Source organism: Pseudomonas putida (genome assembly GCF_002025705.1).
Taxonomy (GTDB): domain Bacteria; phylum Pseudomonadota; class Gammaproteobacteria; order Pseudomonadales; family Pseudomonadaceae; genus Aquipseudomonas; species Aquipseudomonas putida_J.
The window spans coordinates 5431680-5446144 of sequence record NZ_CP018846.1 but is presented as its reverse complement, the minus strand read 5'-3'; the positions used below and the strand labels follow the sequence as shown (position 1 = coordinate 5446144).

Below are 14465 nucleotides of genomic sequence, written 5' to 3'. Positions count from 1 at the left end.
ATGACCAGTTTGCATGCCGATGAGGCGTTCCTCGAACATTACCAGTTGAGCCACGATCCGTTCGCGCCGCGTGTGCCCGGCTTCAAGTTTTTCCCTGCCCAGCGCAAGCCGGTGCTGGGCCAGTTGCATCACCTGGCCCGCTACAGCCAGCTGATGCTGGTGGTCACCGGCCCCGTGGGCAGCGGCAAGACCCTGCTGCGCCAAGCCCTGGTGGCCAGTACCAACAAGCAGTCGGTGCTGAGCGTGGTGGTGTCTGCCCGCGGCGCCAGCGATGCCGCCAGCGTGCTTGGCCAGGTGGCGCAAACCCTGGAAGTGGCCCAGCCAGAAGTGCAGGCGATCCTGAACAAGGTGGTGCAACTGGCACTGACCGGGCAGGAAGTCTATTTGCTGGTGGACGATGCGGAACAACTCGACGAGTCGGCACTCCAAGCGTTGCTGGAACTGGCGGCAGGGCTACCGGAAGGGCGCCCGCACGTGTTCCTGTTCGGCGAGCCTTCACTGATTGCCGGGTTGGACGAGATTCACGTCGAGGAAGAGCGCTTCCACGTCATTGAACTTGCCCCCTACAGTGAGGAAGAAACCCGCGAGTACCTGGAACAACGCCTGGAGGGCGCTGGCCGGGGCATCGAGGTGTTCACCCGTGAACAGCTGGTCGATATTCATGAAAACTCCGACGGATGGCCTGGCAACATCAACCAGGTCGCCCGCGATACTTTGATCGAAGCCATGATCGCCAGCCGTACTACGGTCAAGCGACCATCCATGGGGTTCAAAATGCCTAAGAAACACGTACTCGCGCTGTCCGCTGTCGTCGTGGTCGCCGTAGGTGCTGCGGTTCTGATGCCCAAGAAAGGCGACAAGGCCCCTGCCGAGGCGCCTGTGGCCCAGGCGCAGTTGCCGTTGGGCGAAGGCCAGCCGGGGGGCGCCCAATCGAACAACGGCAACCCGGCCATCGAATTCTCCGGTCAGTCGCAGCCGATGCCTTTGCCGCTGGTGGGTCAGTCCCAGCCGGTCATGCGCGAGCCTCTGGCGCAGGCTGCCGGCATGGGTGACGGCGAAGAGGGCGGCCCGGCCGGCAACACGGCCTTGCAACCTGGCAACCCGCCTACCGTGACCACGATCGCGCCACCGCAGGGTGTACCTGCCGGCCCGGCGCCGAGCATGGCCCAGGCTACTGCACCCGTTCAGCCGGTTCAGCCGGTTGCTCCAGCGCCGAAGCCTGTCGCTACCCAGCCTGCCAAACCGGTTGCGCCTGCCAAGCCGGCGCCAGCCGCGCCGACGCAGGTCGCTACCGCCAAGCCAGCCGTCAAGCCAGTAGAAAAACCGGTAGCCGGCGGCACCGGCAGCAGTGGTTGGTACTCGGGCCAGAAGCCAGGCAACTATGTGGTGCAAATCCTCGGTACCAGCTCCGAAGCGTCGGCCCAGGCTTTCGTCAAGGCGCAGGGTGGCGACTATCGCTACTTCAAGAAAAACCTGCAGGGCAAGCCGCTGTACGTAGTCACCTACGGCAACTTTGCCAACCGCGACGCAGCGGTTGCGGCAATCAAGAACTTGCCAGCGAAGGTCCAGGCTGGTAAACCTTGGCCACGTACCGTTGCCAGCGTCCAACAAGAGCTGGCCTCGGCCCGCTGATACCTGCCGGGCGGCATCACCCCGCCGCCCAGTTGCTGAGCGATTAATGACATTCGACTAGCCTGCTGCGCCTGAGCGCGGCAGGCTTTTCTGTCCCAGACTGCCGGCCACAAGCCTCAGTTGCAGTCATGGCTGAAACGCTTCAGACTCGAGCCAAGCCGCTATCACGGCTAATGGCGTAAAAACATTCAAAATTGCGACATAAATTTTCAATGGTGAGACATGAAAATTTGTGGGTGTGACTGTCGCTGTGCAACAATGGTTTTCCATGGCCACCGCAAAAAAGCTGGCGTTTGATCGGCGTGGATGGTAAGTGGTTGTACATAAAAGAGATTTGCCTCCGGTTGAGAGGTGAACCTGGTGAGAAAGTGTCTATGAAAACAGGTCTGTACCATCCCGAAGAATTCAAGGACAACTGTGGTTTTGGCCTGATCGCCCATATGACGGGCGAACCGAGCCACCACCTTCTGCAAACCGCCATGCAGGCATTGACCTGCATGACCCACCGCGGCGGTATCAACGCTGACGGCAAAACCGGTGACGGTTGCGGTCTGCTCATGCAGAAGCCCGATCAATTCCTGCGTGCCGTGGCCCAGGAACACTTTGCTGTCGAGCTGCCCAAGCAGTACGCCGTCGGCATGGTGTTCTTCAACCAGGACCCGGTCAAAGCCGAAGCCGCCCGCGCCAACATGGACCGCGAAATCGTTGCTGCCGGCCTGAAGCTGGTCGGCTGGCGCAAGGTGCCGATCGACACCAGCGTGCTCGGTCGCCTGGCCCTGGAGCGCCTGCCGCAGATCGAGCAGGTGTTCATCGGCGGTGAAGGCCTGAGCGATCAGGAATTTGCCATCAAGCTGTTCAGTGCCCGTCGCCGTTCGTCCGTGGCCAACGCCCACGACGCCGACCACTACATCTGCAGCTTCTCGCACAAGACCATCATCTACAAAGGCCTGATGATGCCGCGCGATCTCGCGGCGTTCTATCCAGACCTGGGTGACGAGCGCCTGCAAACCGCGATCTGCGTGTTCCACCAGCGCTTCTCCACCAACACCCTGCCGAAATGGCCGCTGGCGCAGCCGTTCCGCTTCCTCGCCCACAACGGCGAGATCAACACCATCACCGGCAACCGCAACTGGGCCATGGCCCGTCGCACCAAGTTCGCCAACGACCAGATCCCCGACCTCGAAGAGCTCGGCCCGCTGGTCAACCGCGTCGGTTCCGACTCCTCGAGCATGGACAACATGCTCGAGCTGATGGTTACCGGCGGCATCGACCTGTTCCGCGGCGTGCGCATGCTGGTGCCGCCAGCCTGGCAGAACGTCGAGACCATGGACGCCGACCTGCGCGCCTTCTACGAGTACAACTCCATGCACATGGAGCCGTGGGATGGCCCGGCCGGTATCGTCATGACCGAAGGCCGCCACGCGGTGTGCCTGCTCGACCGTAACGGCCTGCGCCCGGCGCGCTGGGTGACGACCACCAACGGCTACATCACCATCGCCTCGGAAATCGGCGTGTGGGGCTACCAGCCTGAGGAAGTCCTGGCCAAGGGCCGTGTCGGCCCGGGTCAGATCCTCGCCGTGGACACCGAAACCGGCCAGATTCTCGACACTGACGCCATCGACAACCGTCTGAAGTCGCGCCACCCGTACAAGCGCTGGCTGCGTCAGCACGCCCTGCGCATCCAGGCGACCCTGACCGATGACCAGGGCGTGGCCAGCTACGATGCTGACCAGCTCAAGCAGTACATGAAGATGTTCCAGGTCACCTTCGAAGAGCGTGACCAGGTCCTGCGCCCACTCGGCGAGCAGGGCCAGGAAGCGGTCGGTTCGATGGGTGACGACACGCCGATGGCTGTGCTTTCGCAGCGCGTGCGCTCGCCATACGACTTCTTCCGCCAGCAGTTCGCCCAGGTGACCAACCCGCCGATCGACCCGCTGCGCGAAGCGATCGTCATGTCCCTGGAAATCTGCCTGGGCGCCGAGCGCAACATCTTCCAGGAATCCCCGGAGCACGCTTCGCGGGTAATTCTCAGCTCGCCGGTCATCTCGCCTGCCAAGTGGCGTTCGCTGATGAACCTGGAGCGCGAAGGCTTCGACCGCCAACTGATCGACCTCAACTATGATGAGAGCGTCGGCCTGGAAGCGGCCATCCGCAACATCGCCGACCAGGCTGAAGAAGCTGTGCGTGGCGGCAAGACCCAGCTGGTGCTGAGCGACCGTTACATCGCTCCGGGCAAGCTGCCGGTGCACGCTTCGCTGGCCGTGGGTGCCGTGCACCACCGCCTGACCGAGCAGGGCCTGCGTTGCGACAGCAACATCCTGGTCGAAACCGCTACTGCCCGTGACCCGCACCACTTCGCCGTGCTGCTGGGCTTCGGTGCCTCGGCCGTGTACCCGTACCTGGCGTATGAAGTACTGGCCGACCTGATCCGTACCGGCGAAGTGCTGGGCGATCTGGACGAAGTCTTCAAGTACTACCGCAAAGGCATCTCCAAGGGGCTGCTGAAGATCCTGTCGAAGATGGGTATCTCCACTATCGCCTCGTACCGTGGCGCCCAGCTGTTCGAAGCCGTGGGCCTGGCCGAGGAAGTGGTCGGCCTGAGCTTCAAGGGCGTGTCCAGCCGCATCAAGGGTGCGCGCTTCGTCGACCTCGAAGGTGACCAGAAGCTGCTGGCAGCCGAAGCCTGGAGCGCGCGCAAGCCGATCCAGCAAGGTGGCCTGCTGAAGTTCGTCCACGGTGGCGAATACCACGCCTACAACCCGGACGTGGTGAACACCTTGCAGGCCGCCGTGCAGCAGGGCGACTACGCCAAGTTCAAGGAATACACCACGCTGGTCGACCAGCGCCCGGTGTCGATGATCCGCGACCTGCTGAAAGTGAAGGTGGCCGACGAGGCCCTGCCGCTGGACCAGGTCGAGCCGCTGGAGGCCATCCTCAAGCGCTTCGACTCCGCCGGTATCTCGCTGGGCGCGCTGTCGCCAGAAGCTCACGAAGCCTTGGCCGAGGCGATGAACCGCCTGGGCGCACGCTCCAACTCCGGTGAAGGCGGTGAAGACCCGGCGCGCTACGGCACCATCAAAAGCTCGAAGATCAAGCAGGTGGCTACTGGCCGGTTTGGCGTGACCCCGGAATACCTGGTCAACGCCGAAGTGTTGCAGATCAAGGTTGCCCAGGGCGCCAAGCCCGGCGAGGGCGGCCAGCTGCCAGGCGGCAAGGTCAACGGCCTGATCGCCAAGCTGCGCTACGCGGTACCAGGCGTGACCCTGATCTCGCCGCCACCGCACCACGACATCTACTCGATCGAAGACCTGGCGCAGCTGATCTATGACCTCAAGCAGGTCAACCCGCAGGCCCTGGTTTCGGTCAAGCTGGTGGCTGAAGCTGGCGTTGGCACCATCGCCGCCGGCGTGGCCAAGGCCTATGCCGACCTGATCACCATCTCCGGTTACGACGGTGGTACCGGTGCTTCGCCGCTGACCTCGATCAAGTACGCTGGCGCCCCGTGGGAACTGGGCCTGGCCGAAACCCACCAGACCCTGCGCGGCAACGACCTGCGCGGCAAGGTACGGGTACAGACCGACGGTGGCCTGAAAACCGGCCTGGACGTGATCAAGGCGGCCATCCTCGGCGCCGAGAGCTTCGGCTTCGGCACCGCGCCGATGATCGCCCTGGGCTGCAAGTACCTGCGCATCTGCCACCTGAACAACTGCGCCACCGGCGTGGCCACCCAGAACGAGAAACTGCGCAAGGACCACTACATCGGCACCGTCGACATGGTGATCAACTTCTTCACCTTCGTCGCCGAAGAAACCCGTGAGTGGCTGGCCAAGCTGGGCGTGCGCAGCCTCGGCGAGCTGATCGGCCGTACCGACCTGCTCGACGTGCTGCCAGGCGACACCGAGCGCCAGCAGTACCTGGACCTGACCCCGCTGCTGGGCAGCTCGCACATCCCGGCCGACAAGCCGCAGTTCTGCGAAGTCGACAAGAACCCGCCGTTCGACAAGGGCGAGTTGGCCGAGAAGATGGTCGAGATGGCCCTGCCGGCGATCCGCGATCAGGCCGGTGGCGAATTCAGCCTCGACATTTGCAACTGCGACCGCTCCATCGGTGCCCGCATCTCGGGTGAAATCGCCAAGCTTTACGGCAACCAGGGCATGGCCGACAAGCCGGTCACCTTCCGCTTCAAGGGTACTGCTGGCCAGAGCTTCGGCGTGTGGAACGCCGGTGGCCTGAACCTGCACCTGGAAGGCGACGCCAACGACTACGTCGGCAAAGGCATGACCGGTGGCAAGGTCACCATCGTGCCGCCAGCTGGCAGCCCGTTCGCAACCCAGCACAGCGCCATCGTCGGCAACACCTGCCTGTATGGCGCCACGGGCGGCAAGCTGTTCGCCGCCGGCACCGCAGGCGAACGCTTCGCTGTGCGTAACTCCGGCGCCCACGCTGTTGTCGAGGGTACTGGCGATCACTGCTGTGAATACATGACCGGCGGCTTTGTCTGCGTTCTGGGCAAGACCGGTTACAACTTCGGTTCTGGCATGACTGGCGGCTTCGCCTACGTGCTCGACATGGACAACAGCTTCGTCGACAAGCTCAACCACGAGCTGGTGGAAATCCAGCGTATCAGTGGTGAGGCGATGGAAGCCTACCGCAGCCACCTGGCGCGGGTCCTTGGCGAATACGTGGAAGAGACCGGCAGCGAGTGGGGGCGTGAGCTCTTCGAGAACCTGGACGACTACGTGCGGCGCTTCTGGCTGGTCAAGCCGAAGGCGGCCAACCTCAAGCAACTGTTGTCCAGCACCCGTGCCAACCCGCAGTAAGAACAGCTGCAATTGACGGCCCCGTGTGCGGGGCCCGTCGTGCTCAAGTGATCGTCTTGCAGCTTGCAGCCTGAGGCTGGCAACTGCGGTAAAGAGGTTTTGAAAAATGGCTGAACGTCTGAACAACGACTTCCAGTTCATCGAAGTGGGCCGCAAGGACCCGAAGAAAAAGCTGCTGCGCCAGCGCAAGAAGGAGTTCGTGGAAATCTACGAACCCTTCAAACCGCAGCAGTCCGTAGAACAGGCACACCGCTGCCTGGGCTGCGGTAACCCGTATTGCGAATGGAAGTGCCCGGTACACAACTTCATCCCCAACTGGTTGAAGCTGGTTTCCGAAGGCAACATCCTGGCTGCGGCGGAACTGTCGCACCAAACCAACACCCTGCCGGAAGTGTGCGGCCGTGTATGCCCGCAGGACCGTCTGTGCGAGGGTGCCTGCACCCTGAACGACGGCTTCGGCGCGGTGACCATCGGCTCGGTCGAGAAGTACATCACCGACACCGCCTTCGCCATGGGCTGGCGCCCGGACATGTCAAAGGTCAAGCCAACCGGCAAGCGCGTCGCCATCATCGGCGCCGGCCCTGCCGGCCTGGGCTGCGCCGACGTGCTGGTGCGTGGCGGCGTGACTCCGGTGGTGTTCGACAAGAACCCGGAAATCGGTGGCCTGCTGACCTTCGGTATCCCCGAATTCAAGCTGGAAAAGACCGTGCTGAGCAATCGCCGCGAAGTCTTCACCGGCATGGGTATCGAATTCCGCCTGAACACCGAGGTGGGCAAGGACATCACCATGGAGCAGCTGCTCGCCGAATACGACGCCGTGTTCATGGGCATGGGCACCTACACCTACATGAAGGGCGGTTTCCCGGGTGAGGACCTGCCAGGCGTGCACGACGCGTTGGACTTCCTGATCGCCAACGTCAACCGCAACCTCGGTTTCGAGAAATCGCCGGAAGACTTCGTCGACATGCAGGGCAAGAAGGTCGTGGTGCTGGGCGGTGGCGACACTGCGATGGACTGCAACCGCACCTCGATCCGCCAGGGAGCCAAGTCGGTGACCTGTGCCTATCGCCGTGACGAAGCCAACATGCCGGGTTCGCGCAAAGAGGTGAAGAACGCCAAGGAAGAGGGCGTTAAATTCCTCTACAACCGCCAGCCCATCGCCATCGTTGGTGAGGACAAGGTCGAAGGTGTGAAGGTGGTCGAGACCCGTCTCGGCGAGCCGGATGCCCGTGGCCGCCGCAGCCCCGAGCCGATCCCGGGCTCCGAAGAGATCCTGCCGGCCGACGCCGTGGTGATTGCTTTCGGCTTCCGCCCGAGCCCGGCACCATGGTTCGAGCAACATGGCATCCAGCTGGACAGCCAGGGCCGCGTGGTGGCGCCGGAGAAAGCCAGGTTCAAGCACCAGACCAGCAACCCGAAAGTGTTCGCCGGTGGCGACATGGTGCGGGGGTCGGACCTGGTGGTGACTGCGATCTTCGAAGGCCGTAACGCTGCCGAAGGTATCCTGGACTACCTCGAAGTCTGATCCATCGCATTCGCGGGCAAGCCCGCTCCGACAGAGGTTTTGCACATAACCCTGTGGGAGCGGGCTTGCCCGCGATGATTTTGTATACAAAAACGCTTGATCTGTGGCACCCAATAGACAAAACGCATGGTCTTGACCGTGCCTTTTGCGCTGGCGTCTGAGAAAATGCCCGCACTATTTTTCCGGATGCCGACATGACTGCCCTGAAGAACGATCGTTTCCTGCGTGCACTGCTCAAGCAACCCGTGGACGTTACCCCAGTCTGGATGATGCGCCAGGCCGGCCGCTACCTGCCGGAGTACCGCGCCAGCCGCGCCAAGGCCGGTGATTTCATGAGCCTGTGCATGAACCCGCAGTTCGCCTGCGAGGTTACCCTGCAGCCGCTGGACCGCTACCCGCTGGACGCAGCGATCCTGTTCTCGGACATCCTCACCATCCCTGACGCCATGGGTCTGGGCCTGTACTTCGAGACCGGCGAAGGCCCGCGTTTCAAGAAGGTCATCAGCACCCCGGCCGATATCGAAGCGCTGCAGGTCCCTGACCCGCAGAAAGACCTCGGCTACGTGATGGACGCGGTCAGCACCATCCGCCGCGAGCTCAATGGCCGCGTGCCGCTGATCGGTTTCTCTGGCAGCCCGTGGACCCTGGCCACTTACATGGTCGAAGGCGGTTCGTCGAAGGACTTCCGCAAGACCAAGGCCATGGCCTACGACAACCCGCAAGCCCTGCACCTGTTGCTGGACAAGCTGGCCCAGTCGGTCACCAGTTACCTCAACGGCCAGATTCTCGCTGGCGCTCAAGCGGTGCAGATCTTCGACACCTGGGGCGGCAACCTGTCGGCGGCGGCCTACCAGGAGTTCTCCCTGGCCTATATGCGCAAGATCGTCAGCGGCCTGATCCGCGAGCATGAAGGGCGCAAGGTGCCGGTAATCCTGTTCACCAAGAATGGCGGCCTGTGGCTGGAAAGCATCGCCGAGGCCGGTGCCGACGCACTGGGCCTGGACTGGACCTGCGAGATCGGCGACGCCCGCCGCCGGGTCGGTGACAAGGTGGCGTTGCAAGGCAACATGGACCCGACCGTGTTGTACGCCAAGCCCGAAGCCATCCGCCAGGAAGTGGCGCGTATCCTCGCCAGCTATGGCAAAGGCACTGGCCACGTGTTCAACCTCGGTCATGGCATCACCCCAGAAGTCGACCCGGAGCATGCCGGTGTGTTCATCAACGCCGTGCACGAGCTGTCGGCGCAATACCACCAGTAAGTGCCTTGAAATGAAAAGCCCGGCCAATGTGCCGGGCTTTTTGTTGTGCCGAGGTTTGTGGGGGCGGGCTTGCCCGCGAATTTCTCACACCGCTTTAGGCGTTAACTTGCTCAGGTGCAATGCCACCAACAACGCTACCGCCAACAAGCTGCCAATGAACAGCCCTATCCCGTTCCAGCCCCACTGGTGCCAGAACACCCCGCCCGCCGTACCGGCCACGCTGGACCCTGCGTAATAGCAGAACAGGTACAACGACGAAGCCTGCCCCTTGGCCTTCAGTGCCCGACGGCCAATCCAGCTGCTGGCCACCGAGTGCGCACCGAAGAAGCCGAAGGTGAACACCAGCATGCCGACAATCACCAGCGCCAGCGGGCTGGCCAAGGTCATCAGCAAGCCGCCTGCCATGACCACGATGCTGGCCCAGAACACTTTGCGCCGGCCCAGCTTGTCGGCCAGGGCACCCACCTGCGCCGAGCTGTAGATGCCCGACAGATACACCACCGACAACAAACCGACCAGCGCCTGGTTCATGTGGTAAGGCTCTGCCAGCAGGCGGTAGCCGATGTAGTTGAACAGGGTGACGAACGCGCCCATCAGCAGGAAGGCTTCGAGGAACAGCCAAGGCAGCCCGGCATCTTTGAAGTGCATGACGAAGCCATCGAGCAGGCTGCGTGGGTTCATCAGCTGCGGGCGGAAATTGCGCGATTCAGGGAGTACTTTCCAGAATACCAGCGCTGCCACCAGGGCCAGGCCGCCGATGGTCAGCATCGCCGTGTGCCAGCTGACGAAGTCGATCAATACCCCGGTGATCAGCCGCCCACTCATGCCGCCGATGGCGTTGCCGCCGATGTACAGGCCCATGGCCAGGCCGATGTGCTGCGGGTGGATCTCTTCGCTCAGGTAGGTCATTGCTACCGCCGCCAGGCCGCTCAGCGACAAGCCCACCAGGGCGCGGGTGGCCAGTACCAGCTCCCAGCTCGGCATTACCGCGCTGGCTAGGGTCGACAGCGCAGCGCAGACCAGGGCAAAGACCATCACCGGTTTACGGCCGATGCGATCGGAAATGGGGCCAGTGATCAGCAGGCCGAACGCCAGCATCGCTGTCGACACCGACAGCACCAGGCTGCTTTGCGCCGCGTTGATGGAAAACTCCTTCGACAGCAGCGGCATCATCGGCTGCACGCAGTACAGCAGGGCGAAGGTGGCGAAGCCGCCGCTGAACAGGGCCAGCACGGTCTTCATGAAGGCGGGGGTGCCTTTCTCGATCCACATTTCGTTCAGGGGGGCAGGTTCTGGGTCGGCAGGAAGGGGGGCTACAGCAGTTTTCACGGGCGGTACCTCTGGCGCAATGAAAAAAGCATATAGCTGGCTAATGATTAGATCCAATATATTGTTCGACCTATTTGAGACGTTCAGCGACCTAATTGGAGCCAATGATGGAACTGCGCCATTTGCGTTACTTCATCGCCGTTGCCGAAGAGCTGCACTTCGGCCGCGCCGCCCAGCAGTTGGGCATCTCCCAGCCGCCCTTGAGCCAGCAGATCCAGGCATTGGAGCAGGAACTTGGCGCTCGCCTGTTCGAGCGGACCAATCGTCGGGTCGAGCTGAGTGAGGCTGGCCGATTGTTCCTCGAAGAGGCGCGCCAGGTGCTGGCGCAGGTAGAGAAGGCGGCCGACGTGGCGCGACGCGCGCAGTTGGGTGAGCTGGGCGAGATGAAGATCGGCTTCACCTCGTCGGCGCCGTTCACCTCGAAGATTCCCAAGGCCATCCATGCCTTTCGCCAGCGCTTCCCGGCAGTGCACCTGAACCTCAAGGAAATGAGCAGCCGGGATGTCGCCGAAGGGGTGTTCGACGAGTCCATCGAGGTCGGGCTGATGCGGCCGATGCCGCTGCCGGAGGGCCTGGTGGCCACCGAGTTGTTCCGCGAGCCGCTGGTGGCGGTGATCAATGCCTCGCATCCGCTGGCCGAAGGCACGGAGCATGGCGTGCACATGGCCGCCCTGGCCCATGAACCGTTCGTGTTCTTCCCGCGTAGCTACGGCAGCGGGTTGCATGCGCAGTTGCTGAGCCTGGCACGCCAGGCCGGGTTCAGCCCGCATTTTGCTCAGGAGGCAGGGGAGGCGATGACCATTATCGGCCTGGTGTCGGCGGGGTTGGGGGTCTCGGTGCTGCCCGCGTCGTTCCAGCGCATGCGCATCGAAGGCGTGGTGTACCGCACCCTGCTGGATGAAGGGGCGATGTCGGCGGTATGGCTGGTGCAGCGCGAGCGGGGTGGCTCGGCGATGGCCCGGGCGTTCGCCGAGTTGCTGACGGGGTTGGTGGCTGGCCAGGGGTGATGTTTGCACCTTGTTCCGGCTAATGGGCAAATGGCACTGGCCATAGCCGCGTCGCCGCCACATACTCGGGCATTCGTTGATACACGGAGGTCAATCATGCGGCGCGTGGTGTTCAATCAGAAAGGTGGCGTGGGCAAGTCGAGCATCGCTTGCAACCTGGCGGCAGTGAGCGCCAGCGAAGGTTATCGGACCTTGCTGATCGACCTGGACGCCCAGGCCAACTCGACCCAGTACCTGACCGGCCTGACCGGCGACGATATCCCCATGGGTATCGCCGATTTCTTCAAGCAAAGCCTGTCCAGCGGGCCATTCAGCAAGAAGAACAAGGTCGATATCTACGAAACCCCGTTCGATAACCTGCACGTGGTCACCGCCACGGCAGAGCTGGCCGACCTGCAGCCGAAGCTTGAGGCCAAGCACAAGATCAACAAGCTGCGTAAGTTGCTCGACGAGCTGGACGAAGACTACGAACGGATCTACATCGACACACCGCCGGCCCTCAATTTCTATGCGGTTTCCGCGTTGATCGCGGCTGATCGTGTGTTGATTCCCTTCGACTGTGACAGCTTCTCGCGCCAGGCGCTGTACGGCCTGCTGGCTGAAATCGAAGAGCTCAAGGACGACCACAACGAAGACCTGGTGGTCGAAGGCATCGTGGTCAATCAGTTCCAGTCCCGCGCCAGCCTGCCCCAGCAGATGCTCGACGAGCTGTTGGCCGAAGGGCTGCCGGTGTTGCCGGTGTACCTGGGCAGCTCGGTGAAGATGCGCGAATCGCACCACGCCAACCTGCCGTTGATCCACCTGGAACCACGGCACAAGCTGACCCAGCAGTTTGTCGAGCTGCATTCGCTGCTCGAAGAGAACGCTTAGACCCCCTGGCTACGCAGCCACTCCAGCAACGACTGGAGTGGAAAAGCCCCGGCCTGGCGGCTGATTTCGCGGCCGTTCTTGAACAGGATCAGGCTGGGGATCGAGCGAATGCCCAGTTGCCCGGCGAGGTTGCGGTTGGCTTCGCTGTCGAGCTTGGCCAGGCGGCAGCGGCCCGTGAGCTGGCGGGCGGCCTGCTCGAAGGTCGGGGCGAAAGATTTGCATGGGCCGCACCAGTCGGCCCAGACGTCTATCAGCAGCGGCAGGTCGCCCTTGATCTGGCTGGCATAATTGGCTTCGCTGAGTTCAAAGGGCTGGCTCAGCAGTACGTCCTGTTTGCAGCGGCCGCATTTTGGGGCGTCACCCAAGCGCGCTGCCGGCAGGCGATTAAGGCCGTTGCAGTGGGGGCAGGGGATTACCAGTGGGTCGGACATTTTTGATTCCTTGAGTTTTTTGGGGCTGCTGCGCAGCCCTTTCGCGACACAAGGCCGCTCCTACAAGGGCTCGCACAGGCCTGTAGGAGCGGCCTTGTGTCGCGAAAGGGCCGCGCAGCGGCCCCAGAATTCATGAAGAGCAACTGATTTCCAGGTGTTTGCCCCACTCTGGCGGCCGCTCGGCGTAGGCCTGCATCCCGGGCTGTTCTTCAAAAGGTTTGCTCAGCACCTGATGCAGCCGCCGCACTTGACTGTAGTCCCCCGCTTCGGCCGCTTCGATGGCCTTTTGCGCCAGGTAGTTGCGTAGCACGTACAGCGGGTTCACGGCATGCATCCGCTCACGGCGGCCTTCGGCATTACCGGGCTCGCGCGCGCAACGGGCCAGGTAATCCGCGCCCCAGGCATCGAAGCCGGCGAGGTCGATGAAGTCGTCGCGCACCACCTTCAGCGCTTCGGCAACGGGTAGCTCCCCCATCCTGCGGAAGAACAGGCTGTAATCCACGCCACCGCTCTGCATGCGCTGTAACAGGCGCTCGACCAGCGCCATGTCGTCGTCTTCGCCAGTGGTCAGCCCCAGGCGCCGACGCATCAGGTCCAGGTAGTGCGCCTGGTACAGCGGCAGGAACAGGCCCAGCGCTTCCTTGAGCGGTTCCACTTCGATCACCGTGGTCAGGGCCTGAGCCAGGGCGCTGAGGTTCCAGTGGGCGATTGGCACCTGGTTGGCGTAGCTGTAACGGCCACGGTCGTCGGAGTGGTTGCAGATGAAATTGGCGTCGAAGTCGTCGAGGAAGGCGTATGGCCCGAAATCGAAGGTGATGCCGAGGATCGACATGTTGTCGGTGTTCATCACCCCGTGGCAGAAGCCATAAGCCTGCCAGCGGGCGATCAGCTCGGCATTGCGCTCGACGATGGTGCGGAACATCGCCAGGTACGGCTCTTCGGCATCGCGGCATTCGGGGTAGTGCTGCTCCAGCACATGGTCGATCAGCACGCGCTGCTGCTCGGGCTGTTTGGTGTAGTAGAAGTACTCGAAGTGGCCGAAGCGCACGTGGCTCTGCGCCAGGCGGGTGAGCATGGCGGCGCTTTCTCGGGTTTCACGCCACACCGGGGTGTTCGAACCGATCACACACAGCGCCCGGCTGGTGGGGATGCCGAGGGCGTGCAGGGCTTCGGAGGCGAGGAATTCACGGATTGACGAGCGCAGCACGGCACGCCCATCGCCCATGCGCGAGTACGGCGTCTGGCCGGCACCCTTGAGGTGCAGGTCCCAGTGTTCGCCCTGGTCATTCAGCACTTCAGCCAGCAGCAGGCCGCGGCCATCGCCCAGGCGCGGGTTGTAGGAGCCGAATTGGTGGCCGGAATAGACCATCGCTCGTGGGTCGGCCTGTTCCCAGAGCTTGTGACCGCTGAATATTTCGGCGAATACTGGTAATTCGGCCTGGGCAGGGTCGAGGTCGAGCAGGGCCATGGCCGACTCGCTCGCCACTACCAGACGCGGCTCGGCGATCGGCTCGGGCAGGACCTGGGTGGAGAACGCATCGCCCAGGCGGGCGAAGCGGTTGTCGAAGCTGAGTTGGTCGAGGGCTTTCACG

Annotated in this window: 9 protein-coding genes; 6 read left to right on the top strand and 3 right to left on the bottom strand. The window is 62.9% G+C overall.

Annotated features, from left to right (window positions below; genetic code table 11):
• From BUQ73_RS24630 to hemE, 4 genes are all read left to right on the top strand, one after another.
• Positions 1-1632 carry an AAA family ATPase gene (locus BUQ73_RS24630; protein WP_079230044.1) on the top strand — a complete coding sequence of 544 codons (1632 nt, stop codon included), beginning with the start codon at positions 1-3 and terminating at the stop codon, positions 1630-1632.
• Between the two features lie 374 nt (positions 1633-2006).
• Complete coding sequence (gene gltB / locus BUQ73_RS24625; protein ID WP_079230043.1) at positions 2007-6452, top strand: glutamate synthase large subunit; 4446 nt, start codon at positions 2007-2009, stop codon at positions 6450-6452.
• Positions 6453-6558: 106 nt separating this feature from the next.
• Positions 6559-7977: an FAD-dependent oxidoreductase gene (locus BUQ73_RS24620; protein WP_079230042.1), complete on the top strand. Its 1419-nt coding sequence runs from the start codon at positions 6559-6561 to the stop codon at positions 7975-7977.
• 194 nt (positions 7978-8171) lie between these two features.
• Positions 8172-9236, top strand: a complete 1065-nt coding sequence (gene hemE, locus BUQ73_RS24615) for a uroporphyrinogen decarboxylase (RefSeq protein WP_079230041.1) — start codon at positions 8172-8174, stop codon at positions 9234-9236.
• Between the two features lie 84 nt (positions 9237-9320).
• Here hemE and BUQ73_RS24610 read toward each other — a convergent pair whose 3' ends face one another.
• Complete coding sequence (locus BUQ73_RS24610) at positions 9321-10508, bottom strand: MFS transporter (protein WP_237772802.1); 1188 nt, start codon at positions 10506-10508, stop codon at positions 9321-9323.
• Positions 10509-10672: 164 nt separating this feature from the next.
• Here BUQ73_RS24610 and BUQ73_RS24605 point away from each other — a divergent pair, with 164 nt between their 5' ends.
• Positions 10673-11572 carry a LysR family transcriptional regulator gene (locus BUQ73_RS24605; RefSeq protein WP_079230039.1) on the top strand — a complete coding sequence of 300 codons (900 nt, stop codon included), beginning with the start codon at positions 10673-10675 and terminating at the stop codon, positions 11570-11572.
• A gap of 96 nt (positions 11573-11668) precedes the next feature.
• Complete coding sequence (locus tag BUQ73_RS24600; RefSeq protein WP_016395419.1) at positions 11669-12442, top strand: ParA family protein; 774 nt, start codon at positions 11669-11671, stop codon at positions 12440-12442.
• Here BUQ73_RS24600 and trxC read toward each other — a convergent pair.
• Together trxC and selO are read right to left on the bottom strand one after the other, a co-directional pair.
• Positions 12439-12873: a thioredoxin TrxC gene (trxC, locus tag BUQ73_RS24595; protein ID WP_079230038.1), complete on the bottom strand. Its 435-nt coding sequence runs from the start codon at positions 12871-12873 to the stop codon at positions 12439-12441. The two genes, BUQ73_RS24600 and trxC, sit on opposite strands and share 4 nt — an antisense overlap.
• 130 nt (positions 12874-13003) lie before the next feature.
• Positions 13004-14464, bottom strand: a complete 1461-nt coding sequence (gene selO, locus BUQ73_RS24590; protein ID WP_079230037.1) for a protein adenylyltransferase SelO — start codon at positions 14462-14464, stop codon at positions 13004-13006.
• Position 14465 lies beyond the last annotated feature (1 nt).